At 69.4% G+C, this 23,158-nt stretch carries 19 protein-coding genes; 6 read left to right on the top strand and 13 right to left on the bottom strand.

What is annotated here, in order from left to right; genetic code table 11:
• Nucleotides 1-47: 47 nt before the first annotated feature.
• Nucleotides 48-896: a DUF4743 domain-containing protein gene (locus ABVN73_RS09955; RefSeq protein ID WP_353857851.1), complete on the bottom strand. Its 849-nt coding sequence runs from the start codon at nt 894-896 to the stop codon at nt 48-50.
• Between the two features lie 169 nt (nt 897-1,065).
• Between ABVN73_RS09955 and ABVN73_RS09950 the strand changes: the two genes are divergently transcribed.
• From ABVN73_RS09950 to ABVN73_RS09935, 4 genes are all read left to right on the top strand, one after another.
• Nucleotides 1,066-1,455, top strand: a complete 390-nt coding sequence (locus tag ABVN73_RS09950; protein WP_353857850.1) for a response regulator — start codon at nt 1,066-1,068, stop codon at nt 1,453-1,455.
• An 819-nt stretch (nt 1,456-2,274) separates the two neighbouring features.
• Nucleotides 2,275-4,221 (top strand): PrkA family serine protein kinase, encoded by a 1,947-nt coding sequence (locus ABVN73_RS09945; RefSeq protein ID WP_353857849.1) that lies wholly within the window; start codon nt 2,275-2,277, stop codon nt 4,219-4,221.
• 50 nt (nt 4,222-4,271) lie between these two features.
• A complete protein-coding gene (locus tag ABVN73_RS09940; RefSeq protein ID WP_353857848.1) occupies nt 4,272-5,564 on the top strand; it encodes a YeaH/YhbH family protein in 1,293 nt (430 codons plus the stop codon).
• Nucleotides 5,565-5,727: 163 nt separating this feature from the next.
• Nucleotides 5,728-7,284, top strand: a complete 1,557-nt coding sequence (locus ABVN73_RS09935; protein ID WP_137139176.1) for a SpoVR family protein — start codon at nt 5,728-5,730, stop codon at nt 7,282-7,284.
• Between the two features lie 156 nt (nt 7,285-7,440).
• On the opposite strand, the gene ABVN73_RS09930 is transcribed toward ABVN73_RS09935, so the two are convergent.
• The 5 genes from ABVN73_RS09930 to ABVN73_RS09910 all read right to left on the bottom strand — a co-directional run bounded on the left by ABVN73_RS09930 (nt 7,441) and on the right by ABVN73_RS09910 (nt 15,085).
• A complete protein-coding gene (locus ABVN73_RS09930) occupies nt 7,441-8,673 on the bottom strand; it encodes an adenylate/guanylate cyclase domain-containing protein (protein ID WP_353857847.1) in 1,233 nt (410 codons plus the stop codon).
• A 43-nt stretch (nt 8,674-8,716) separates the two neighbouring features.
• On the bottom strand, nt 8,717-9,244 hold the full coding sequence (locus ABVN73_RS09925; RefSeq protein ID WP_353857846.1) for a DNA-binding protein: 528 nt from the start codon (nt 9,242-9,244) through the stop codon (nt 8,717-8,719).
• Between the two features lie 17 nt (nt 9,245-9,261).
• Nucleotides 9,262-11,829 carry an ATP-dependent helicase HrpB gene (hrpB, locus tag ABVN73_RS09920; protein WP_353857845.1) on the bottom strand — a complete coding sequence of 856 codons (2,568 nt, stop codon included), beginning with the start codon at nt 11,827-11,829 and terminating at the stop codon, nt 9,262-9,264.
• 57 nt (nt 11,830-11,886) lie between these two features.
• Nucleotides 11,887-13,242: a nitrate/sulfonate/bicarbonate ABC transporter ATP-binding protein gene (locus ABVN73_RS09915; protein WP_353859478.1), complete on the bottom strand. Its 1,356-nt coding sequence runs from the start codon at nt 13,240-13,242 to the stop codon at nt 11,887-11,889.
• Nucleotides 13,243-13,318: 76 nt separating this feature from the next.
• On the bottom strand, nt 13,319-15,085 hold the full coding sequence (locus ABVN73_RS09910) for an ABC transporter permease subunit (RefSeq protein ID WP_353857844.1): 1,767 nt from the start codon (nt 15,083-15,085) through the stop codon (nt 13,319-13,321).
• Between the two features lie 640 nt (nt 15,086-15,725).
• Between ABVN73_RS09910 and ABVN73_RS09905 the strand changes: the two genes are divergently transcribed.
• Complete coding sequence (locus tag ABVN73_RS09905) at nt 15,726-16,196, top strand: ferritin family protein (RefSeq protein WP_353857843.1); 471 nt, start codon at nt 15,726-15,728, stop codon at nt 16,194-16,196.
• Between the two features lie 58 nt (nt 16,197-16,254).
• Here ABVN73_RS09905 and ABVN73_RS09900 read toward each other — a convergent pair whose 3' ends face one another.
• The 4 genes from ABVN73_RS09900 to ABVN73_RS09885 form a co-directional block, all read right to left on the bottom strand.
• Entirely contained in the window at nt 16,255-16,467 is a 213-nt protein-coding gene (locus ABVN73_RS09900) for a hypothetical protein (protein ID WP_353857842.1), read from the bottom strand.
• A 93-nt stretch (nt 16,468-16,560) separates the two neighbouring features.
• Complete coding sequence (locus ABVN73_RS09895; protein WP_353857841.1) at nt 16,561-17,826, bottom strand: fused response regulator/phosphatase; 1,266 nt, start codon at nt 17,824-17,826, stop codon at nt 16,561-16,563.
• A 19-nt stretch (nt 17,827-17,845) separates the two neighbouring features.
• Nucleotides 17,846-18,163, bottom strand: a complete 318-nt coding sequence (locus tag ABVN73_RS09890; RefSeq protein ID WP_353857840.1) for an STAS domain-containing protein — start codon at nt 18,161-18,163, stop codon at nt 17,846-17,848.
• 162 nt (nt 18,164-18,325) lie between these two features.
• A complete protein-coding gene (locus ABVN73_RS09885) occupies nt 18,326-19,312 on the bottom strand; it encodes a hypothetical protein (RefSeq protein WP_353857839.1) in 987 nt (328 codons plus the stop codon).
• A 226-nt stretch (nt 19,313-19,538) separates the two neighbouring features.
• On the opposite strand from ABVN73_RS09885, the gene ABVN73_RS09880 reads away from it, so the two are divergent.
• Complete coding sequence (locus ABVN73_RS09880) at nt 19,539-19,955, top strand: HRDC domain-containing protein (protein WP_353857838.1); 417 nt, start codon at nt 19,539-19,541, stop codon at nt 19,953-19,955.
• Nucleotides 19,956-20,319: 364 nt separating this feature from the next.
• On the opposite strand, the gene ABVN73_RS09875 is transcribed toward ABVN73_RS09880, so the two are convergent.
• From ABVN73_RS09875 to ABVN73_RS09865, 3 genes are read right to left on the bottom strand one after another with little or no spacing between them, the layout of a single operon-like run.
• Nucleotides 20,320-20,748: an NfeD family protein gene (locus ABVN73_RS09875; protein WP_353857837.1), complete on the bottom strand. Its 429-nt coding sequence runs from the start codon at nt 20,746-20,748 to the stop codon at nt 20,320-20,322.
• Between the two features lie 44 nt (nt 20,749-20,792).
• Complete coding sequence (locus tag ABVN73_RS09870) at nt 20,793-21,848, bottom strand: SPFH domain-containing protein (RefSeq protein ID WP_353857836.1); 1,056 nt, start codon at nt 21,846-21,848, stop codon at nt 20,793-20,795.
• Between the two features lie 54 nt (nt 21,849-21,902).
• Nucleotides 21,903-23,015 (bottom strand): AI-2E family transporter, encoded by a 1,113-nt coding sequence (locus ABVN73_RS09865; protein WP_353857835.1) that lies wholly within the window; start codon nt 23,013-23,015, stop codon nt 21,903-21,905.
• Nucleotides 23,016-23,158 lie beyond the last annotated feature (143 nt).

Here is a 23,158-nt window from a genome sequence, read left to right as displayed (position 1 = left end):
CCGGATGATGGCCGTCGGATGACGACCGTCGGGTTCGGGGACGGCGCCTACCGCCGCAGGCCCCTGACGATCTCCAGATAGTCCGGCTCGTCCGGAGTCAGCCAGCCGTGACGGACCATGAAATCGATGACGACGAGGTTCACGTTGAACTTCCAGTCCTTCGTCGTGCGCACCGACTCCGCGACGCGGTCCAGCGGCCACAGCTCGAACCGCTCGACCTCGCCGTCGGTGTTCCGCGGGACGAAGTCCGCGTCGAGTTCCAGGTCGTAGAGAAACAGCGTGTCCTGCTTCAGCCCGGCCTCCGTCTCCATGCGGTAGGTGACGGCTCCGACGGGGACGGCGCGGGACGCCAGGGCCGCGTCGATCCCCGCCTCCTCCTGCGCTTCCTTGACGAGATTCTCCGCCAGCGTCAGGCCGATGGGCTGGCCGCCGGCGATCATGTTGTCCAGCTTGCCCGGCGCGACCTCGCGGTCGCGGGCGCGCCGCCCGATCCATAGCGACAGGCCGCCGTCCGGCTGGCGGACGAAGCCGTTGACGTGCAGCCCATAGGCCGCGGTGCCGAACTGCGCCACCACCGCGCGGTCGATGCGCATCAGCGGCTCGGCCCCCCAGGCCGGCGCGACCGGGTAGAATTCGCCGCGCAGGGCGGAGACCGCCCCCGTCTCGACGAGGAACTGGGCGGCGTGCGCCAGCACCGAGGAGCGCGCCTCGAAGTCGCGGACCTCGGGGGCAAGCGTCACCCGGTCGGCGGTGACGACGAATCCCGGGTCGACGCCGGGAAGCTGCTCGGCCAGCGCGTGGCGGACCCAGCCGAGACGATGCCCCTCCAGCTCGAACGGACGGAAGCCGGACAGGTCATGCGCGTTGCACGCGCGGATGTGGTCGAGGAAGCTCATGCGACCCCGTGTAGCCGCAGCGCCCCCCGCCGTGCAACCGTTCTTCCGTAAAACGGGTCCTCCGTCCGCGGGGACGGCCCCGCGACCCGGCCGGAGGCGATGCCAGCCGGTTGCCAAGGGCGTTTTTGCGGCGTACACACACGGCCTATCGGACTCGGGGGACAGGTCGATGCCGGCGGCGTTCGGGGATTTTTCGGTTCTGGTGATCGAGGACGAGAGCTTCACCCGCATGGTGCTGGCGAGGATGCTGGTCGCGCTGGGCTTCCGCTCCGTCCATCAGGCCGCCGACGGCGAGGCCGGGCTGGCCGCCGTCCAGGCCCATGTCCCCGATCTGGTCGTCTGCGACGTGGAAATGCAGCCGATGGACGGGCTTGGTTTCCTGAGGGCGCTGCGCGCCAGTCCCGACGCCCGTCACCGCGCGCTGCCGGTGGTCTTCATGACGAACCGCGCCGACCAGAGCCGCATGGACGAAGCCGCGGCCTTCGGCGCCGACACCTTCATCGTCAAGCCGCCCACCCCGGCGTCGCTCAAGGAAACGCTGGGCGCCAAGCTCGGTTGAGGGGCGCTTGACCGGCCCGGGGCGCCCGCGCCGGTCACACTTTTTCCCCGACCTGTGGCAGGACTGCAAAAACGCGGCCAAGTGCTTGATTTCAGCCGGCTTCCGGATTTCCTGGGGATTGTGCGCCGCAACGGTGCCTGGGGCCTCACCCAAATTCTGCCTTGTTGATCTGCTGTGATGAGGCTCACCATCCTTCTTTGGAAGGTGTGGACCGCGCCGATGGCCCATGCGTTAATATCCTCAGCCACGGCGATGGTCACGGGCATGGAAGTGTGTTGTTAAGAAATAATCGGCACACTTAACGTTAACCGTAGCGCCTTAGTGGGTTAAGGCGCGTGGATGCACTGGAGGTCGATGGGTGATCGGCGAAGTCCAGCGAGTCCCCGACGAACGGCATCCGGGCCGCTGTCCGGAAGCCGGCTGGAAGTTTCAACCCCATCGAACTTCGTTGCTTTTGCCGTCCTTTCCGCCGGTGCTTGCGCGCCGGCTTTCCCGGACAACCCGGCCGCGTGGTCTATTACTGACGACCGGTGCGTCCGACCGCCCGTCTTTTCAGGCTATCAAGGCTTTCCTCCTGGAAAGCTCTAGGTCGAGCATTACATTCAGTTTTGAAGCATTCGAGTTTAGCACTCCAAAGGGGGCGCTTCATTTGAAGGGCAACTGGATAAAAGGTCTGGCTTTCGACGGTGAGCGGGGGTGCCGCGGGACCGTTGTGTCCGTGACGCCCCAGAGTTCGCACCTGCGGCAGGTGCCGCCCCCGCCGCCCGGGTCCCCCGGCGGCAGCCCCGACGCATCGGACTAAGAGACACGGAGAGCGGAATGTTCCCGGCCGACGAACTGTTCACGCGCTACACACAGTCCTACGAGGGGCGCCGTGAGGTCGAGATGAGCCTCACGGAATACCTCCAGGAATGCCGCGACGACCCGATGATGTATGCCTCCGCGCCGGAGCGCATCCTCGCCGCCATCGGCGAACCGGAAGTCGTCGACACCGCCAAGGACCCGCGCCTTGGCCGAATCTTCATGAACCGGACGATCAAGATCTACCCGGCCTTCGCCGACTTCTACGGCATGGAGGAGACGATCGAGCGGATCGTCGGCTTCTTCCGCCACGCCGCGCAGGGTCTGGAGGAGCGCAAGCAGATCCTCTACCTGCTGGGCCCGGTGGGCGGCGGCAAGTCGTCTTTGGCGGAGCGGCTGAAGTCGCTGATGGAGAAATGCCCGGTCTATGTGCTGAAGGCCGGCAAGGAGATCAGCCCGGTCTTCGAAAGCCCGCTCGGCCTCTTCAACCCGGACGAGATGGGCGACCTGCTGGAGGACCGCTACGGCATCCCGCGCCGCCGCCTGACCGGCCTGATGAGCCCGTGGGCGGTGAAGCGGCTGGACGAGTTCGGCGGCGACATCTCCCGCTTCCGCGTCGTCAAGCTGCATCCCAGCAAGCTGCGCCAGATCTGCGTCACCAAGACGGAGCCGGGCGACGAGAACAACCAGGACATCTCCTCGCTGGTCGGCAAGGTCGACATCCGCAAGCTGGAGATGTACAGCCAGAACGATCCCGACGCCTACAGCTTCTCCGGCGGCCTGAACCGGGCCAGCCAGGGCCTGCTGGAATTCGTCGAGATGTTCAAGGCCCCGATCAAGATGCTCCACCCGCTGCTGACGGCGACCCAGGAGGGCAACTACGTCGGCTCGGAGAACATCGGCGCCATCCCGTTCCAGGGCATCATCCTCGCCCACTCGAACGAGGCGGAGTGGCAGTCCTTCAAGAACAACAAGAACAACGAAGCCTTCATCGACCGCATCTGCGTCATCAAGGTCCCCTACTGCCTGCGCGTGCAGGAGGAGCAGCGGATCTACGACAAGCTGGTCAAGGGCTCCGACCTCGCGACCGCGCCCTGCGCGCCGTCGACGCTGGAGATGCTGGCGAAGTTCTCGGTGCTGTCGCGCATGCGCGACCATCCGAACTCCAGCCTCTACTCCAAGATGCGCGTCTATGACGGCGAGAGCATGAAGGAGACCGATCCCAAGGCCAAGTCCATGCAGGAATACCGCGACCAGGCGGGCGTGGACGAGGGCATGGACGGCATCTCCACCCGCTTCGCCTTCAAGGTGCTGGCCGCGACCTTCAACTACGACTCCAACGAGATCTCGGCCGATCCCGTCCACCTGATGTACATCCTGGAGCAGTCCATCAAGCGGGAGCAGTTCCCCGACGACACCGAGAAGAAGTACATCGAGTTCATCAAGGCCGAGCTGGCGCCGCGCTACGCGGAGTTCATCGGGAACGAGATCCAGAAGGCGTATCTGGAATCCTACAGCGACTACGGACAGAACCTGTTCGACCGCTATGTGGATTACGCCGACGCGTGGATCGAGGACCAGGACTTCAAGGACCCCGACACCGGCCAGTTGATGAACCGCGAGCTTCTGAACCAGGAGCTGACCAAGATCGAGAAGCCCGCCGGGATCGCCAACCCGAAGGACTTCCGCAACGAGGTCGTCAAGTTCGCGCTGCGCGCGCGGGCCGCGAACGCCGGGCGCAACCCCTCCTGGACGTCCTACGAGAAAATCCGTGAGGTGATCGAGAAACGCATGTTCTCCCAGGTGGAGGATCTGCTTCCGGTCATCAGCTTCGGGTCCAAGAAGGACGGCGAGACCGAGAAGAAGCACAACGAGTTCGTGTCGCGCATGATGTCGCGCGGCTACACCGAGCGGCAGGTCCGCCGGTTGGTCGAGTGGTACATGCGCGTGAAGCAGGCTGGCTGACGGCCCGCTTCGCCACACGAGCGTGAACGGGTAGGAGGGGCTCCCCCTTGATGAACATCATCGACCGTCGCCTGAATCCGCAAGGCAAGAGCCTGGCCAACCGCCAGCGTTTCCTGCGCCGTGCCAAGGAGCAGGTGGTGAAGGCGGTGCGGGATGCCTCCGGCAAACGCGGCATCCAGGACATCGAAAACGGCGAGAAGGTGACCATCTCGACCGGCGGCGTGCGGGAGCCCTCCTTCCACCGCTCCGGGGCCGGCGGCGTGCGCGACTACGTCGTGCCGGGCAACAAGGAGTATGTGGAAGGAGACACCATCGCGCGGCCCGAGAGCGGCGGCGGCCGCGGCGGCAACGAGGGCAGTCCGGACGGGGAGGGCGACGACGATTTCCGCTTCGTCCTGTCCCGCGAGGAGTTCCTGGACATCTTCCTGGAGGACCTGGAGCTTCCCGACCTCGTCAAGCAGAAGGTCAAGCAGACGGAGTCCCACTCGCTGACGCGGGCGGGCTATTCGGTGACCGGCTCGCCGGCCAACCTGAATCTCGTCCGCACCATGCGCAACAGCCTCAGCCGGCGCATCGCGCTGAAGCGTCCCAAGCCGGCGGAGATGCTGGAACTGGAGGCGCTTCTGCGCGAGGCGGAGGACCGCGGCGAGGATCCCGAGAAACTGCGGGAGATGCGCGACCAGTTGGAGCGGCACTATCTCCGCTCCAAGCGCATCCCCTTCATCGACCCGATCGACGTCCGCTACAACCGGTTCGAGACGGTGCCGAAGCCCATCGCGCAGGCGGTGATGTTCTGCCTGATGGACGTGTCCGGCTCGATGACCGAGCACATGAAGGATCTCGCCAAGCGCTTCTTCATGCTGCTGTACCTGTTCCTGAAGCGGCGCTACCGGTCGGTGGACATCGTCTTCATCCGCCACACCCACGAGGCCAAGGAGGTGGACGAGGACACGTTCTTCTACTCCACCGAGACCGGCGGCACCGTGGTCTCCACGGCGCTGGAGGAGATGCAGCGCATCGTCAAGGAGCGCTATCCGGAGAACGAGTGGAACATCTACGCCGCCCAGGCGTCGGACGGCGACAACATGTCGTCGGACAACGCGCGGTCGGCGGGTCTGTTGCGGGACGGCATCCTGCCGCTGTGCCAGTACTTCGCCTACATCGAGGTGGCGGCGGAGCACAACATGGGCCTGTCGGCGCTGGGCCGCGAGACGGAGCTGTGGCGGACCTACAAGACGGTCCAGGGACCGGACCTGCCGATCGCCATGCGCCGCGTCCGCTCCCGCCGGGAGATCTTCCCGGTCTTCCGCGACCTGTTCGCCCGCGAGAAGGCGGGGGCCTGACTTCCAGCCCCCTCCCCAACCCTCCTCCGCTGGCGCGGGAGAGGGGGCCGGTTCCCTCCACCGCGTAGCGGGGGAGGGCTAGGGAGGGGGCAATGCCCGCCACCGCGAGGCCGCACCAAGAATCGGGGCCAACACCCCGCAGAGCATCGAGAGGATGTGAGGCATGACCGCTGTGATCGACAAGCCCGACAGCCTGCTCTACGACGGGGCGGACTGGGATTACGACAAGATCAAGCGCGTCTACGACGCCATCGAGGACATCGCCCTGAAGGACATGGGCCTCAGCGTCTATCCCAACCAGATCGAGGTCATCACCGCCGAGCAGATGCTCGACGCCTATTCGTCCATCGGCATGCCGCTGATGTACAAGCACTGGTCCTTCGGCAAGCATTTCGCCCGCGACGAGATGCTCTACCGCAAGGGCTACCGCGGCCTCGCCTATGAGATCGTCATCAACTCCAGCCCCTGCATCAGCTACATCATGGAAGAGAACACCATGACGATGCAGACGCTGGTGATCGCCCACGCCGCCTTCGGCCACAACCACTTCTTCAAGAACAACCAGCTCTTCCAGCAGTGGACCGACGCCGAGGGCATCCTCGACTATCTGGAATTCGCCAAGTCCTACATCGCCCAGTGCGAGGACCGCTACGGCCACCACGCGGTGGAGCGGGTGCTCGACGCCGCCCACGCGCTGATGAACCAGGGCGTGCACAAGTACCCGAAGAAGCGCAGCCTCGATCTGCGGCTGGAGCAGAAGCGCGAGCGGGAGCGTCAGGAGTACCAGGAGCAGACCTTCAACGACCTGTGGCGCACCGTGCCGAAGGTCGCCGTCGGCGGCAACCGCCCCTCCAAGTCGGTGTCGGAGCGCAAGAAGCTGCTCGGCCTGCCGGAAGAGAACCTGCTGTACTTCCTGGAGAAGAAGGCGCCGCGGCTGGAGCATTGGCAGCGCGAGATCCTCCGCATCGTCCGCCACATGGCGCAGTATTTCTACCCGCAGAAGCAGACCAAGCTGATGAACGAGGGGTGTGCGACCTACACCCACTACACCATCCTGAACGAGATGCACCGGCGCGGGATGATCAGCGAAGGCGCGATGCTGGAATTCCTGCATTCGCACACCTCGGTGGTGTTCCAGCCGGAGTTCGACGACCAGCGCTTCTCGGGCATCAACCCCTACGCCCTGGGCTTCGCGATGATGCAGGACATCCAGCGCATCGCCGAGACCCCGACGGACGAGGACCGCTACTGGTTCCCCGACCTGGCCGGGCGGGGCGACGGCATGGGCGCGCTGCGCGACGCCTGGGCCAACTTCCGCGACGAGAGCTTCGTGCTCCAGTATCTCAGCCCGCACCTGATGCGGAAGTTCAAGATGTTCAGCGTGCGCGACGACGCGGAAGACCCCTATCTTCTGGTCGAGAACATCCACAACGAGCGCGGCTACCGCGGCATCCGCAAGCTGCTGGCGCGGCAGTACGACCTGGGTTTCCTGGAGCCGGACATCCAGATCGTCGACGTCGATCTGGCCGGCGACCGCAAGCTGATCCTGCATCACCGCGTGACCAACGGCGTGCTGCTGGACGAGAGCGACGCCAAGGCGGTGCTGCGCCACATCGCCAACCTGTGGGGCTACGAGGTCCAGCTCGTCGAGGTGTCGGCCCTGTCCGACGCCATCCTGAAGGAGCACGCCGTCACCGCGCCCAGCGGCATCGGGGGGTGATGGGGGGCGGAGTTCGGCCGCACTTGCCCCCTCCCTAACCCTCCCCCGCTATCGCAGGGGAGGGGACTGCCGGCGCTTCGCGTAAGGCACCCTCTCCCGCGAAGCGGGGGAGGGCTGGGGTGGGGGCAACACTCTCCCACCCGTTCCCAATACGCTTTAGGCCGACCCCGACGCCTCCGGGTCCAGCGTGTACAGCTCCTGCGGGCGGCCCACCCCGCGCAGCAGGTAGCGCCCGACCGAGATCAGCCGCTCCCGGCATTCCGGAGCGGACTCGGTGAAGGCGGAGGACAGCAGGATGTCCTGGTCGAGCGACCGGCACATGGCGGCGATGCGGCTCGCCTCGTTCACCGCCGGGCCGACCACGGTGAAGTCCAGCCGGTCCACCCCGCCGATGTTGCCGTAGAACACCTTCCCCTGGTGCAGCCCGAGATAGAAACGCGTCACCGGCAGGCCGGCGGCCGAGCGGCGGCTGTTCAGCTCCTTGCAGCGCTCCCGCGCCTCCTCCGCCGCGTCGAGGGCGGCGCGGCAGGCGTCCTCGGCGCTGGAGCGGTCGAAGACGGCCAGGATGCCGTCGCCGATGAATTTCAGCACCTGCCCGTGGTGCCGGTGGATGGCCGTCACCACCAGCTCCGCGTAGTCGTTCAGCAGCGGCAGGATGGTTTCCGGGGCGGCGGTGTCGGTGATGCGGGTGAAGCCCTGGAGGTCGCTGAACCACAGCACGGCGTCAAGCTCCTCGGCGACGCCGCGGCGGATGTGGCCGCGCAGCACGCGATGGCCGGCGTCCCGCCCCAGATAGGTCTCGGCCAGCGTGTTGGCGATGTGGGCCATGGCGTGGCCGCGCAGCGCCAGCGCCAGACTGCCGGTGAGGGTGAGCAGGGCGTCGCGCTGGGCGTCGCTGAAGCCGTCCGGGTGGTGCGACACCCAGGAGGAGAAGATGCAGTCCAGCTCCCCGATGGCGGCGCGGGGGCCGAGGCGGTTGACGATGGCCATGTAGTCGGTGGCTCCCTGCGCCCGCAGCTCGTCCACGATCGGAAACTCGCCGCCCTCCGCGACGTCGGTCAGCCGCAGCCGCAGCATCGTCTCGCCGGAGGTGTAGAGCCGGTGGAAGGGGCTGCGCAGCCATTTCTCGTCGATGTCGGGATCGCTGCCGTCGCCGCCATATTCGGTCCGGCGCACCTCGGCGGCGTTGCGGCCGCTGCTGTCCCAGGTGACGACATGGCCGGCGATGGTCGGGTGCAGCGTGTCCGCCCCGACCACCGTCCGGGTCAGCGGCACGCCCGCCGCGACCAGCCGCTCGCAGAAGCCGCCGATGAGGTCCGTCTCCGGCACCCCCCGCAGCCCGGCCTCCGCGATCCAGCGGCTGAGGTCGAGAATCCCTTGCGCATCCATGCCCGCCATCCTGCCACAGGTGGCGCCCTTCGGGAACGGAGGGTCAGCGGCGGGACAGGGTGTCCGCGATGAAGGCCGTGACCGTTCCGAAGTCGCCGGTTGTTCGCAATTCGGCGGGCATGGCCCGAAAGTCAAGCTCCGGTCCGAAACCGATCATAGGCTTTCCGAAGCGCAGGGCCAGCCGGACCTCGTCCAGGGTGCCGTGGCGGCCCGGCAGGACGACGATCACGTCGCTGGTCAGGATGTTGACGTGGTTGCGGCTCAGCTCCGTCGGCGGCGCGCCGGCCGGCTTGCGCGCGAAGGGCGTCAGGATGGGCAGATCGACGTAGGGGTTGGGGTAGCCGGGCAGGGGCGCATGGCCGCGGATCGGGTCGGGCTCGGACGGCAGGATGCCGATGGAGCGGCCCCGGCGTCCCGGCGTGCCGTGGAAGGCCCGCGCGGCCGACCGCATCACCCCGCCGCCGCCCCCGGTCAGCAGGTCGTGCCCGGCCCCGGCGATCCACGCGCCGAGCGGCTCGGCGTAATCCGCCCATTCCTCCTGCCCCGACCCCATCACCCCGATGATCGCCATGCCCTTCCGCCTTTCCGTTACCGCCCGCGTGGCTTGGCCCGCGCCGTGGGCTCGGCCTCCAGCGGGTTGTCGGGCCAGTAGTGCTTGGGATACTGCCCCTTGAGGTCGGCCTTCACCGCCTTGTAGGCGTTGGCCCAGAAGCTGGCGAGGTCGCGCGTCACCTGCACCGGGCGGCGCGCCGGGGACAGCAGGTGCAGCAGCAGAGGCACCCGCCCGCCGGCGATGCGCGGCGTCTCGGCCAGCCCGAACATCTCCTGCAGCCGCACGGCCAGAACCGGTTCCTCCCCGCTGTAGTCGATGGGGATGCGGGAGCCGCTGGGCACCTCGACATGGGTCGGCGCCTCCTTGTCCAGCCGCTGCTGCATCGCCCAGGGCAGCAGGCCGCGCAGCGCGTTGCCCAACTCCACCCGGTCGAGATGGGCGCGGCGCGAGGCGCCGTTCAGGAAGGGCGCCAGCCACTCCTCCATCGTCTCCAGCAGGGCGGGGTCGGAGACGTCCGGCCACTCCTCCCCCTCCATACGGCGCAGGAACAGGACGCGCGTCTGCCACTTGCGCAGCTCGTCGCTCCAGGGCAGGGCGGTCAGCCCCATCTCCCGGATGCCCTCCAGCATGGCGGCGGCGATGGCCTCGGCGGGCGGGTTGGGCAGGCGCTTGTCCTCCAGCGCCAGGGCGAACAGCATGCGGCGGCGGCGGGCCAGCACCGTCTGCTCCCGCCCGTCCCAGGCGACCACCGTCTCGCTGCGGATGTGCTCGGCGAAGGCTTCCTCCAGCTCGGCCAGGGAGAGCGGGGCGGCCAGGAAGATGCGCGATTCGCGGGCGGCCCCGTCCAGGTCGGCGACGGCCAGCCAGTCCTCGGCGCTCAGCGGCTCGGCGTCCTGGAAATAGGCGCCGCGCCCGTTGGACAGCCGGTATTGCGCGGCGGCCCCGCCCGTACTGCCGCCGGGGCGGCGCTGACCGATGCGGTCGGGGTAGGCCAGGGCGACCAGCAGGCCGGTGGCGCCGAGATCACCACCATTGCCCTTCACGCCCAACTGCCGCTTCCAGTTCCGGGCCTGCTTCAACGCCTGCTGGGCGCCGCCGCGCTCCACGGTCAGGCCGCGCCCGGCACCGCGCATCCGACCGCCTTCTTTGCTGTTGGCATCATCCAGCCCGCGCAGCAACTCCACGCGCAGCCGCAGGTCGGCGTCGCGGAAGCCGGGCTGGGCGCGGACGATGTCGCGCTCGCCGAGCAGGGCGGCGACCTCGCAGGCCAGCGCGCCCAGCCCCATCGCCTTGCCCTTCAGCATCATGTGGGCCAGCCGCGGATGCACGCCGAAGCCGGCCATGCGGCGGCCATGGGCGGTGATGCCGCCGTCGGCGTCCAGCGCCCCCAGCTCGCGCAGCAGCTCCCGCGCCTGGGCCATGGCGGCGGCGGGCGGCGGGTCGAGCCAGGCGAGCGACGCCGGGTCGGACACGCCCCACACCGCCAGCTCCAGCGCCAGCGGGGCGAGGTCGGCGTCCATGATCTCGGGCGGGGTGAAGGGGGCCAGCGCCTTGTGCGACGGCTCCGGCCAGAGGCGGTAGCAGACGCCGGGCTCCAGGCGGCCGGCGCGGCCCCGCCGCTGCTCCGCCGACGCCTGGGAGACCTTGGCGGTGACCAGCCGGGTCATGCCGCTGCGCGGGTCGAAGCGGGGGACGCGCATCAGCCCGCCGTCCACGACGATGCGGATGCCCTCGATGGTCAGGCTGGTCTCGGCGATGGGCGTGGCGAGCACGATCTTGCGCGTGCCGGGCGGGCTGGGGGCGATGGCCCGGTCCTGGGCGTCCGCCGTCAGGTCGCCATAGAGCGGGGCGATCACCGTGCCTGGGCCGAGGTCCGCCGATTCCAGAAGGCTCTGCACCCGCCGGATCTCCCCGGCGCCGGGCAGGAAGACCAGGGCGTTGCCGGTCTCCTCGCGCAGGGCGCGGCGGACGGCGGCGGCCACGGCGTCCTCGATGCGGGTGCCGCCGCTGGTGTTGGTGCCGGGGGCGTCGAGGTGGCGGGTCTCCACCGGGAAGGCGCGGCCCGCGCTGGTCACCATCGGCGCGTCGCCGAGCAGGGCGGCGACGGGCGCGCCGTCCAGAGTCGCCGACATCACCACCAGCCGCAGGTCGTCGCGCAGCGCGCCGCGCGCCTCCTGCACCAGGGCCAGCGCCAGATCGCTGTCGATGCCGCGCTCGTGGAACTCGTCGAACAGCACGGCGCCGACCGCCGGCAGTTCGGGGTCCTCCTGGAGCTGGCGCAGGAACAGGCCGTCGGTCACCACCTCGATCCGGGTCTTCGGCCCGACCTTCGTGTCCAGCCGCACGCGGTAGCCGACCGTCTCGCCGACGCTTTCCCCCAGCATCGCGGCCATGCGGCGGGCGGCGGCGCGGGCGGCCAGCCGCCGCGGCTCCAGCACGATCACCTTGCGCCCGGCCAGCCAGGGCCGGTCGAGCAGCGCCAGCGGCACGCGAGTCGTCTTGCCCGCCCCCGGCGGCGCCTGGAGCACCGCCACGCCGCGCCCGTCCAGCGCGGCCAGCAGCTCGGGAAGCACGGGATCGATGGGAAGGGGCGGGATGGTCATGGACTCTGCAACGATGGTGGGGGCCGCCCGTGTTCCTGGCAGCGGCGGACGCCCCGGTCAAGCCTTCCGCCACATGCACCCATCCGGCCTGGGCGGCTGGTCGGCCTCCTCCCGGCAGAACACCCCGGCCTCGGTGTCGTGGGTGAACAGCTCGGCGTAGCGGGCCCAGCCGGTCACGGCGTTCAGCGTCTCCTCGGCGTAGTCCTCGCTCATGAAGGCCTCCAGTTCACGGGCGAACGGGGCGTAGGGGGCGCGGTGGTCGGGGCGCTCCGACAGGGCGGCGTGGATGTGCGCGGCGAGCGGCACGAAATGGACCAGATGCTCGGCGAACAGCGCCTTGCGGTCGTCCATCCCGGCCTCGGCGAACAGGCGGCCCGGCTCGGTCAGCCGGATGTCGCCCTCCGCCACCTCGGCGAATCCCAGCATCTGGAGCGTCTCGGCGATGGGGAAGAGGTCGTCGATCTCGTGCCGCAGCGTTGCCGCGAGGTGCGGCAGGTCCGCCTTGCCGTGGTAGGGCGGGGCGGCCAGCGTCTCCATCAGGCCGGCCAGGAGGTTGGTCGAGACCTGCTGGAGCGGCTCGGCGTAGACCGGCCGCGGCCGCCCGCTCGCCGTCTCCGGTGCCGCCGCCGGGGCGGCCAGCGGCTTCCGCGCGGTCATCCGGCCGTAGATGTCGTCGACCAGATCGCGGAAATCCGGGGCCAGCCGGTTGCGCGGGTGCGGGAGGTCCACCCGGATCTCCGCCGCCACGCGGCCCGGGTTGGAGGCGAAGACCAGGATGCGGTCGCACATCAGCACCGCCTCCTCGATGTTGTGGGTGACCATCAGGATCGACCGGGTCGGCAGCTTGCGCTCCATCCACAGGTCGAGCAGGTCGGTGCGCAGAGTCTCCGCCGTCAGCACGTCGAGCGCCGAGAAGGGCTCGTCCATCAGCAGGATCTCCGGATGGACCACCAGCGCGCGGGCGAAGCCGACGCGCTGGCGCATGCCGCCGGACAGCTCCTTGGGGTAGGCGCTCTCGAAGCCCGACAGGCCGATCAGGTCGATGGCCTCCCCGGCGCGCGCCGCCGCCTCGTCGCGGGGGACGCGCAGCGCCTTCAGCCCGGCCAGCACATTCTCCTCGACGGTCAGCCAGGGGAACAGCGCGAAGGACTGGAACACCATCGCCACCCCGTCGGTCGGCCCGGCTACCGGCGCGCCGTGGTGCAGGACCTGGCCGGAGGTCGGTTGCGCCAGCCCGGCGACGATGCGCAGCAGCGTGGACTTGCCCGAGCCGGAGCGGCCGAGCAGCCCGACGATCTCGCCGTCGCGCAGCGTCAGGTCCACGCCATCGAGCACGACGTACCGCTGGCCCGACGGCTTGCGGTAGGCCTGCCGGACGCCGCGGAGTTCGAAGAGGGCGGTGGTTCGCGTCATCGTGGGCTGGGTCGCCGTGGGCTGGGTCGCCGTGGGCTGGGTCATCGTGGTCTGCGTCATCATGGTACGGCCTCCGTCAGGCAAGGCGCAGGCGGCGTTCGGCGTAGCCGTAGAGCGGGCGCCAGAGCAGCCGGTTGAGCAGGGTGACGAACAGGGACATCACGGCGATGCCGAGCACGATGCGCGGGTAGTCCCCGGCGGCGGTCGCCTGGGCGATGTAGCTGCCCAGCCCGTGCGCGGTGACCTCCGCGTCGCCCCAGCGCACCGCCTCGGCGACGATGCTGGCGTTCCACGAGCCGCCCGCCGCGGTCACCGCGCCGGTCAGGTAATAGGGGAAGACGCCGGGCAGCATGACGTCGCGCCACCATTGCCAGCCGCGGATGCGGAAGCTGGAGGCCGCCTCCTTGAGGTCGCTGGGGAAGGCGGCGGTTCCGGCGACGACGTTGAACAGGATGTACCACTGCGTGCCCAGGATCATCAGCGGGCTGAGCCAGACGTCCGGGTCCAGGTCGAAGCGCAGGATGGTGACGACGGCGACCGGGAACAGCAGGTTGGCCGGAAAGGCCGCCAGGAACTGGGCCAGCGGCTGGACCGCCTGGGCAAGGCGCGGGCGCAGCCCGATCAGCACGCCGAGCGGCACCCAGACGAGCGAGGCGACGGCGATCAGCACCACGACGCGCAGCAGCGTCGCCGCCCCGAGCAGCAGCGCGGTCCCCACGTCGCCCCAGCCGGCGCCGCCGGCGATGAACCGCAACATGGTCCAGCCCAGGGCGAGCGCCGCCAGCGCGACGACCGCGTACCACGCCCGGTCGAGCGTGCGTTCGAGCGCGGCGGAGGGCGGGCCGGCGACCCGGCGCTTCAGGGCCGGGGGCAGGGCGTCGGCCAGGGCGGCCAGCGGCGACAGGCGCAGCCACGCCACCCGGCCGAGCAGGGACTCGACCGGCGCCAGCAGCGAGCGGCAGACGCGGGTGCGCTGGAAGAGCCGAAGCACCCAGGACTCGGGCGCCTCCTGCGCGCCGGTCTGCTCGAAGCGGAACTTGTCGGCCCAGGCGACCAGCGGGCGGAACAGGAACTGGTCGTAGAGCAGGATGACCGCCAGCATCGCCAGCACCGCCCAGCCAACGGCGCCGAGATTCCTCTGCGCGATCGCCTCGGCCAGATAGGAGCCGATGCCGGGCAGCGTGACGGTGCGGTCGCCGACGGTGATCGCCTCCGACGCGACGACGAAGAACCAGCCGCCGGACATCGACATCATCATGTTCCAGACCAGCCCCGGCATGGCGAAGGGTGCCTCCAGCCGCCAGAAGCGCTGCCAGCCGGAGAAGCGGAAGCTGGTCGCCGCCTCGTCCAGGTCGCGCGGCACCGAGCGCAGCGACTGGTAGACGCTGAAGGTCATGTTCCAGGCCTGGCTGGTGAAGATGGCGAAGATCGCCGCGCATTCGGCGCCCAGAACGCTGCCGGGGAACAGCGACAGGAAGAAGACCACGGTGAAGGAGATGTAGCCGAGCACCGGCACCGACTGGAGGATGTCCAGCACGGGGATCAGCACCATGCCGGCCCGGCGGCTCTTGGCCGCCAGCGTGGCGTAGGCGAAGGTGAAGACCAGCGAGGCCGCCATCGCCGCCAGCATGCGCAGCGTCGAGCGCAGCGCGTAGTCCGGCAGGTTCCAGGGGTCGAGCGAGACGGCGGGCGCGTCGAGGCTCCCCAGGGGCGCGGCCATCTGGTGACCGCCGACAGCGGCCAGGGCGAGCAGGCCGACGACCAGCGGCAGGGCAACGAGATCCCAGCGGTTGGGCGTGGCGGCGGCCGTCTTCACGGAAACGCTTGTCTGGGTCCAGACCATGGCCCCTCCATCCTGCGGCCGGATTGGAGCCCGGCCGCCTTCGGCATGCGCAATCAACCTGTCCAGGCACCCGATGCCGCGCGGCGTCGGGTGGGCGTCACGGAGGAAAGGGAACGGTCAGCCCGGTGCGGGCGGCACGGGGGCGCAGACGCCCGGGCGCGCGGGCGCGTGGAACGGCGTTGGAATGGTGATGGAAGACGTCACCATGGTTCACCTGTGCGGCTGTCGGCATCGCGGCCGGCCGTGGCGAACCCGCGAAGAGGTCAGCCCAGGATCGGCAGAGAACCGAAACGATGTCGGGATCGACGACTGTGGCTGTCCATCTCTTGCTTTCTCGGCGCGGAACCGGACCACATGCCCGGACGCCCGCCAATCATGCGGTGACGTTGTGGCTCATCTACTCCTGAGACCGGGGCCGGTCAAGCGCATGGCGGCGTTTCCTGGCGATCATTGCAAAGGTTTCATGTTCCCCGCCCGGCGATGCCGGGGCATAGGGCGCGCCGCCGCGCGAAGCCGGCCGTGGACGTGTCAAAGTGTCGCAGAAGCCCGCAACCGGCCAGCGAACCGAGAAGCTTTCGCAACAAGGCGTTATGGTTCAAATAACCACAATCCATTTGTGACTTAACGATCCCGGGACCCTATGGCCAACATTCACGACCCCGCCCTGTTCCTCGCCCACGCCTGCGCGCTGGAGGAGGACGCCGCCAACCGTTTCGCCGACCTGTCGGAGGCCATGAAGACCTACGGCAACGCGGACGTCGCGGCCTTCTTCGCCAAGATGGCCGAGTTCTCGCGCCTGCATCTGGCGGACGCCCGCAAGCGCTCCGCCTTCCGCGACGTGCCGGTGCTCGCCCCGGAAGACTTCCAGTGGCCGGACGGCGAAAGCCCGGAAGCGGCCTCCATGGAGGGCTCGCACTATCTGATGACGGTGGATTACGCGCTGGAGCTGGCGCTCGACAGCGAAAAGCGCGGGCACGCCTTCTACGCCGACGTGGCGGCCTCCACCACGGACCCGGAGGTCCGCATGATGGCCGAGGAGTTCGCCTCGGAAGAGGCGGAGCATGTGGCGGAGCTGGAGCGCTGGATCGAGCGCTTCCCCAAGAAGGGGTAAAGGCCGTTTCCCGCGGTTTCCGCCCTTGCGGGAACCGCGGGAAGGGCGAACGCTCGCCTTACTTGGACAGGTCGGCGTAGTCGTATTCGTACTTCTTGTCCGCCGGCTTGAAGGTCTTGAAGGTGGCGATGATGTCGTCCACCGACACGCCCGCCGGCACGTTGAGAATCTCGTACACCACCGAGCTGCCGCTGGTCGGGCCAACGTCGGCATTGCGGTGAGCCTGGGAAATCAGGCCCTCGCCGGCCTTCTTGATCATGATCGAAGCCATATCCGTTCCGTCTCCTGTTACACGTCGCCCGACGCCGGAATATCCATAACGCGAATAAGGATATGGAGCCAATGGATAAATGGCCGCGCTGCGTCAGCGAAGGGTGATCCAGAGAGCGGTCACGTCGTCGGTCAGCCGTTCGCCATGGATGGCGGCGTGGCGGGCCATCAGGGCGGGCAGGGGGCGGTCGGGGGCGTCCGCCGCCGCCCGCTCGGCCAGACGGAGAAGCCCGTCCTCGCCCAGCATGGCGCCGCCGGCGTCCCGGGCTTCGCTCAACCCGTCGGAATAGAGGAACAGGGCGTCGCCGCGCCGCAGAGGCACGCGCCGGTTCGTGTAGGCCGACTCCCCGAAGGCGCCGAGGAGGGGGCCGGAGGCGTCCAGCGGCTGGAAGCCGAAGCTGGTCGCCAGGAGGGGGCTTGGCGACGCGGCGGCGGCGTAGAGCAGCGTGTCGTCGGCGCGGTCGATCACCCCGTAGAAGGCGGTGGCGAACTGTCCCAGCGGCAGGATCTCGCACAGCCGTCCGTTCAATTGGCGCAGCAGGCCGGCGGGGTCGCGCATCTCCTCCGGGGGGGTGCGGGTGAGCAGGGTGTGCAGGCGGAAGGCGTTGATCGCCGCGGCGATGCCGTGGCCCGACAGGTCGGCGGCGAAGATGCCGACGCGGGTCCCGTCGAATTCGAAGGCCGTCCAGAAATCGCCGCCGATCTCGTCCGACGCGCGGAAGACCGAATCCACCGCCAACCCGTTCCGCTCGGCCAGGGCGGCCAGCTCCGCCTCCTCCGGGACCAGGGCGAGCTGCATGGCGCGGGCCTGCCGCAGGTCACGCTCCACCCGCTTGTGGAAGGCGCGCAGCTCCCGCACCATCGAGCGGCGCTCCAGGTGGTAGCGCACGCGGGCGATGCATTCGCCGGGGTTGATCGGCTTGGCGATCAGGTCGGTCGCCCCGGCGCTGAAGCAGACCGTCCTCATCTGGTCGGAGTGCAGCGCGCTCTGCATCAGGATCGGCAGGTCGCGCCAGCGCGGGTCGCCGCGCAGGCTGCGGCAGACGCCGATGCCGTCCATCCGCGGCATGGCGGCGTCGAGCAGCAGCAGGTCGGGCGCGAAGCTCTCCAGCCGCTCCATCACCTCCTCCGCCGACGCGGCGAAGGCGACCTGGGTGATGCCGGCCCATTGCAGGAAGCGGGTCAGCGTCCGGCGGTTGAAGGCGCTGTCGTCGGCGATCAGCACCCGGCAACCGTCGAGCGGAATGCCCAGCTCCATGCCGTAGACCGACGCGCCGGCGCCGGTGCGCGGCGGGGGGCGCGTCGGCGTGTCGCCGCCGTCCGTGCCGGGCGCCGCCGTCATGGCGCGGGCGTGGCCCATCGCGTCCGATCCCGCCGCGTCAGTCGGCGATGTTGAACATGGTGTGGAACTTGGCGATCGTGATCAGGCGCCGCACCTCGTCGCGGGCGCCGCGGATCGCGAAGTCCAGGTTGCGCCGCTGCGCGGTGTCGCGGGCGATGATGAACATGCCGAGGCCCGAGGAATCGACGAAGTCGAGCCGCGACAGGTCGAAGACCATTCGGTGGCCCGCCGGCCGCTCGAAGGTGGCGATGACGTCGCGGAAGGTGTCGTGGTCGGCAAAGGTCATGCGCCCGCTCAGCACGATCTCGGTGCTGGCCGGGGCCTCGCGGACGGAGAAATCCATGGCGGCGCTCATCTGTGGTTCACCCGTGGCCGAAGGAGGGCGCAATCCCCCGCCGGTGCGCTTGATGGGCGGTGGGCCCGGCGGGGACGCGGGCGCATTCTAGAGCGCCGGGAATTGCACTTTGATGACGTTGCCGTGTCGGCACCGGGTCATCCGGCGCGGATGGGCCGGCTTTTATTGCAGCGCGGCCTCTTCCACCCGTGGATGCGACAGGCGTTCGGCGATTCCGCCAGCCAGCCATGCCGAATAGGCATCGCGGCCCTCCGGCCCCAGCATGCCGTTGCGGCAGAAGGCCGACGCCTTGGCCGGCTTGAGGCGCGCCGGGTCGGGGAAACGCCACAGCGGCAGGTCGGCCTGCCCGCGCAGCCGGTCGAGCGCCGCCGGCCGGTAGGCGTTGCCGGCGCCGTACAGACGCTCCTCCACCGCCGCCGGGCGGGGCGGAAGCAGCAGGGCGATCCCGACCCCGGCGGCGCGCGCCTGATCGGCGAAGCGGCGCACCTGTTCGAAGGCCGGCGAGTCGTCGTTCATCCGGACGGCGTCGTCGCGGGTCGCCACCCAGCGGTCGGCGGCGGCGGCGGACCAGCCCTGCGGGCCGACGGTGTGGCACGGCTTGGCGTATTGCAGGGCGCTCTGGTCGGGCAGGTAGGAGCGGCCGAGCATCGCCACGTCGGTCAGGTGCGCGCCGTAGCGGCGCAGGCCGGCGAGGTCGCTGCGCTCCGCAAAGAGCAGGTCGACGTCCAGGAGAACCAGCGCCGGCTTCAGCTTGAGCACGTCGCCGAGCAGCGGCTCGAAGTCCTCGATGCGGGCGTGGTCGTGGACGATGCGCAGGAAATGCAGGCTCTCCACCCCATGCTTCGCCGCCAGAGCGGCCATGCCCGGCTCGTCCAGGGTGGCGTGGCGCAGCGCCGAATCCCCAAGTGCCACCACCACGGTCGGGGACAGGTCGCGCGCCGCCCGTTCCGCCGTCGCGGCGATGCGGTTGCTGTTGTACCAGGCGAAGGGCCGGTCGTGGAGGCTGTAGCCGGTCCAGAAGGCCCCCGCCGTTCCGGCCGCGAACAGGGCGGGGATCACCGCCAGGAGGGTGATCCACAGCCGCCGCGGCTTGGTGTGCGGCCCGGTCCGGTCCTTCCGGTGCTTTTGCGGTTCAACAGGCCCGGTCATGGTCCTTCTGCTCCTCCCAGCGGTGCGCCCAGCGATGCACGGTGTCCGGTGACTCAAACACCGCGGGAGGGGGCTGGGTCCCGGGCGCCGCCACGCTTTCCATCCGGTTTCCCGTGATCGCCTCCTATGACGAAGGGCACAGCGGCCGGGAGCGTGCCGGAGTAGCCGCCTGCGGGCTCTTTCGTGTAGTCTTGCGCAAAAGGCGAGGCACGCATCGAGGACCAGGATGAGCACTGAAATCCGCACCTTCATGATCCCCGACGCGAGCGCGGACGAGGCGCAGGGGCACTTGTCCTCCTTCCTGCGAACGGTCGAGGTGCAGCGCATCGACACCGCCTACGCCGACGGCGCCTGGCGTGTTCTCGTTCTTTACAAGGACCTGAAGCGCAAGGAGGAATCCCTCCAGATCGAGGCCGCGATCAACGCCGCCCTCAACGGTTGGCGGGACCGCAAGGCGGCCGGTGAAGGGCTGACGCGCGATGCCGTCCTGGCGGACGAGCTGGTGCCGGAAATCGCCCGCTTCGCCCCCACGACGGAGCGTGAGCTGTCCATCATCGTCGGCGCCCGCGATCTCGACGTCAGCCATTACGGGGGAGAGATCGTGCAGGTCGTCCGGGCGACCCTGGACGAGCTGATCGACTGACGATTCCGCCCTGCGGAAGAGCATAGGCGAAGAGACCTAAGGACCGGCTTCGCTGTGCCGAAAGAGAGGCCCGACCCGCCGTAAGCTCGATTCCAGACGCGCCCCCGCTGTGCCAGCATACCGGTGTAATTTGCGGCAATGCAGCATGGCGGGGGCCATGGACGGGACATCCGGATCGAGAGGCGGCGCTCCCGATTACCGCGCGATGGCGCGGGAACTGGAAGCCTTCAGCCGTCAGGCGGCGGAGCGCGCCGCGGCCACCGGCGACGGCACCATGGACGCCCTGGCACGGCGCCTGGAGCGTCACGCCGAACAGATCCAGCATGATCTGGCCGAAGCCCCGACGCGCCGCTTCGGCTGGCGCCTAGGCCTTCTCCACCTTCAACAAGGTGCCCTCGGCACCGACGATGCGGACGCGGGTTCCGGCGGGAAGGTCGGGACCCTCGACGGTCCAAAGCCCGTCGCCGATCTGCGCCCGGCCCCGCCCGTTGACGATGGGCCCGTCCAGCGTGTGCAGCGTTCCGATGTATTGCGCCGTCCGGCGGTTCAGATGCGGCGTGTGCGTCGTATGCGCTGACCCGCGGGACAGGAAGCGGGTTCCCGCCAGCGCGGCGATGGCGAGCAGGGCGAACAGCAGCCCCTGATGCTCCCACGGCAGGGACGGCCAGACCAGCAGCAGGACGCCGACCAGCGCCGCCGCCCCGCCCAGCCACAAAAAGGCGGCCCCCGGCGCCACCGTCTCCAGCGCGCCCAGCAGCACGGCCAGAACCCACCAGTGCCAGAATTCGATCATAGCGGCTTCGCCTTCGGGGTTTCGTCCAATCCTACGACTCCGGTTTACGACCCCGGGGGCGCCGGCGCATCGCCCCTGTTGGGCTCCTCCCGAGTCCGTTCGTCGCGGGTCCAGGGGCTGCGCGGCGGCGGCGGCGGGGCGGACGCCGTTCCGGAATTTTGCGGGCGGTTCGGGAAGGCCTCGCGGGCGATCTCCGCGATGCCGCCGATGGCGCCGATCACGTTGGCAGCCTCCAGCGGCATGAAGAGCACCTTCTGGTTCGGGGCGGCGGCCACCGCGGTCAGGGCGTCCACATAGCGCTGGGCGACGAAGTAGTTGATGGCCTGGACGTTGCCCCCGGCGATGGCGTCGGAGACCAGCCGGGTGGCCTCGGCCTCCGCCTGGGCGGAGCGCTCGCGCGCCTCGGCGTCGCGGAAGGCGGCCTCGCGCCGGCCCTCGGCCTGGAGGATGGCGGCCTGCTTGGCGCCCTCCGCCCGCAGGATGGCCGCTTGGCGCTGGCCCTCGGCCTCCAGGATGGAGGCGCGGCGGTCGCGCTCCGCCTTCATCTGGCGGGCCATGCTGTCCACGAGGTCGCGCGGCGGCTGGATGTCGCGGATCTCGATGCGGGTCACCTTGACGCCCCAGGGGCTGGTCGCCTCGTCCACCACGCCCAGCAGGCGGGCGTTGATCTGGTCGCGCTGGGACAGCAGCTCGTCCAGGTCCATGGAGCCCATCACCGTGCGGGTGTTCGTCATGGTCAGGTTGAGGATCGCCAGCTCCAGGTTGTTGACCTCGTAGGAGGCCTTGGCGGCGTCGATCACCTGGAAGAAGACGACGCCGTCCGCCGTGACCATGGCGTTGTCGCGGGTGATGACCTCCTGCGAGGGCACGTCGAGCACCGTCTCCATCATGCTCTGCTTGCGCCCGATACGGTCGACCAGCGGCAGCAGCAGGTGCAGGCCGGGCTGGAGCGTGCGGGTGTAGCGCCCGAACCGCTCCACCGTCCATTCCTGGCCCTGCGGCACGGTCCGCACGCCCAGCAGAACCAGCGCCAGCGCGAAGATCAGAAGCGCGATGACGAAAAGCGTCAGGCCGCTGACCACCATCACCCCACCTCCCATCCGGCCGTTTCCTCCCCTGGACCATGCCACGGCGGGACGGCCGCGGCTACAGCGTCAGCCCAGCAGGGCGCCGATCGGCTTCAGCGGCTCGTGGGCGTCGAACAGGATCTTCAGGATCGCCAGGATCGGCACCGCCAGCAACGCGCCGGGGATGCCCCACATCCAGCCCCAGAACAGGATGGACACGAACACCGCGATGGGATTCAGCGCCAGTCGCCGCCCGACGATCATCGGGGTCAGGAAGTTGCCCTCCATCATCGTCAGCGCGACGAAGGTCAGCGGCGGCCCGAAGATGTGCAGGCCCCCGTCGAAGCTGAGCGCCGACACCAGGAACAGCACCGCCGTCATCACCGCCGGCCCGATGAAGGGCACATAGTTGATGAGCCCGGCCAGCGTTCCCCACAGCGCCGCGTTGGGCACCCCCCACAGCCACATCGCCAGAGTCGTCGCGATGCCGAGCCCGATGTTGATGACCGTGATGGTCGCCAGATAGGCGGCGATGTTCTGCTGCACCGTCGCGGCGACCATGGCGTAGTGCACGCGGTCGTCCACGTCGCGCATCGTGCCGATCAGCGCCTCCAGGCTCTGCCGGCCGCGGGCCAGGAAGAAATAGAGCAGGACCTGGAGGATCACCACGTTGGCGATCACCGCCTCCGCCTGGTGCAGCACCTGCTCGGCCAGCGACGGGCCGCGCACCACCACCTCGCGCGCAGCCCCGTTGCGGTCGGAGGCCATCTGCTCGATCTGGCGGGAGGCCTCGCGGGCGCGCTCGATCCCTTCGCGGATGTCCCCCAGCTTGAACTCCAGCTCGTGGACCACGCGGGGCATCCTGTTGACCCATTCGGTGGCCGGGGTCGCCAGCGTGAAGATGGCCCCCAGCCCGGCGCCGAACACCACGATCACCACCACCGCCGCGCCCAGCGCCTCCGGCAGGCCGAGCCGGTAGAGGCCGCGCACGCAGGGCCGCAGCAGAAGGCTGAGGATCAAGGCGAGCATGATCGGCAGCAGCACATCGCGCCCGAAATACAGCGTGAACAGAATCGCGATGACGAACAGCCCCACCACCGCCACCCGCACCGGGTCGCGGGGATTCCGGGCCGGGGGCAGGGGCTCGGTCACCGGCTCCGGCGGCGGGCTCAGGGGCGGGTCGATCGTGCGGTCGCTCATCGGGGGCAGGCACTCCGGGAGTAGCGGGCCGGGGGGCGCTTGACGGCGCCGGACCCCCGCCCGATTTAGGGGTATTCCAGGACCGCGCCCACGCGGCCCCGCTTCGCGACGACCGGAGTTCCACGAGATGCGCAGCCCGTTCC

It is taken from the genome of Azospirillum formosense (assembly GCF_040500525.1).
Lineage (GTDB): Bacteria > Pseudomonadota > Alphaproteobacteria > Azospirillales > Azospirillaceae > Azospirillum > Azospirillum formosense_A.
Note: the sequence above shows the minus strand (reverse complement) of the source record. Positions and strands in the feature narration are given on the sequence as shown.

Excerpts from the sequence above, each read along its gene's own strand:
- ABVN73_RS09930 (WP_353857847.1), bottom strand. The coding sequence starts at position 8,673 with ATGGATGCGCAAGGGATTCTCGACCTCAGCCGCTGGATCGCGGAGGCC.
- ABVN73_RS09875 (WP_353857837.1), bottom strand. The coding sequence starts at position 20,748 with ATGATCGAATTCTGGCACTGGTGGGTTCTGGCCGTGCTGCTGGGCGCG.
- ABVN73_RS09870 (WP_353857836.1), bottom strand. The coding sequence starts at position 21,848 with ATGGGAGGTGGGGTGATGGTGGTCAGCGGCCTGACGCTTTTCGTCATC.
- ABVN73_RS09915 (WP_353859478.1), bottom strand. The coding sequence starts at position 13,242 with ATGACGCGAACCACCGCCCTCTTCGAACTCCGCGGCGTCCGGCAGGCC.
- ABVN73_RS09880 (WP_353857838.1), top strand. The coding sequence starts at position 19,539 with ATGAGCACTGAAATCCGCACCTTCATGATCCCCGACGCGAGCGCGGAC.
- ABVN73_RS09905 (WP_353857843.1), top strand. The coding sequence starts at position 15,726 with ATGGCCAACATTCACGACCCCGCCCTGTTCCTCGCCCACGCCTGCGCG.
- hrpB (WP_353857845.1), bottom strand. The coding sequence starts at position 11,829 with ATGACCATCCCGCCCCTTCCCATCGATCCCGTGCTTCCCGAGCTGCTG.
- ABVN73_RS09890 (WP_353857840.1), bottom strand. The coding sequence starts at position 18,163 with ATGAGCGCCGCCATGGATTTCTCCGTCCGCGAGGCCCCGGCCAGCACC.
- ABVN73_RS09865 (WP_353857835.1), bottom strand. The coding sequence starts at position 23,015 with ATGAGCGACCGCACGATCGACCCGCCCCTGAGCCCGCCGCCGGAGCCG.
- ABVN73_RS09945 (WP_353857849.1), top strand. The coding sequence starts at position 2,275 with ATGTTCCCGGCCGACGAACTGTTCACGCGCTACACACAGTCCTACGAG.
- ABVN73_RS09955 (WP_353857851.1), bottom strand. The coding sequence starts at position 896 with ATGAGCTTCCTCGACCACATCCGCGCGTGCAACGCGCATGACCTGTCC.
- ABVN73_RS09925 (WP_353857846.1), bottom strand. The coding sequence starts at position 9,244 with ATGGCGATCATCGGGGTGATGGGGTCGGGGCAGGAGGAATGGGCGGAT.
- ABVN73_RS09885 (WP_353857839.1), bottom strand. The coding sequence starts at position 19,312 with ATGACCGGGCCTGTTGAACCGCAAAAGCACCGGAAGGACCGGACCGGG.
- ABVN73_RS09895 (WP_353857841.1), bottom strand. The coding sequence starts at position 17,826 with ATGGGCCACGCCCGCGCCATGACGGCGGCGCCCGGCACGGACGGCGGC.
- ABVN73_RS09900 (WP_353857842.1), bottom strand. The coding sequence starts at position 16,467 with ATGGCTTCGATCATGATCAAGAAGGCCGGCGAGGGCCTGATTTCCCAG.
- ABVN73_RS09910 (WP_353857844.1), bottom strand. The coding sequence starts at position 15,085 with ATGGTCTGGACCCAGACAAGCGTTTCCGTGAAGACGGCCGCCGCCACG.
- ABVN73_RS09940 (WP_353857848.1), top strand. The coding sequence starts at position 4,272 with ATGAACATCATCGACCGTCGCCTGAATCCGCAAGGCAAGAGCCTGGCC.
- ABVN73_RS09935 (WP_137139176.1), top strand. The coding sequence starts at position 5,728 with ATGACCGCTGTGATCGACAAGCCCGACAGCCTGCTCTACGACGGGGCG.
- ABVN73_RS09950 (WP_353857850.1), top strand. The coding sequence starts at position 1,066 with ATGCCGGCGGCGTTCGGGGATTTTTCGGTTCTGGTGATCGAGGACGAG.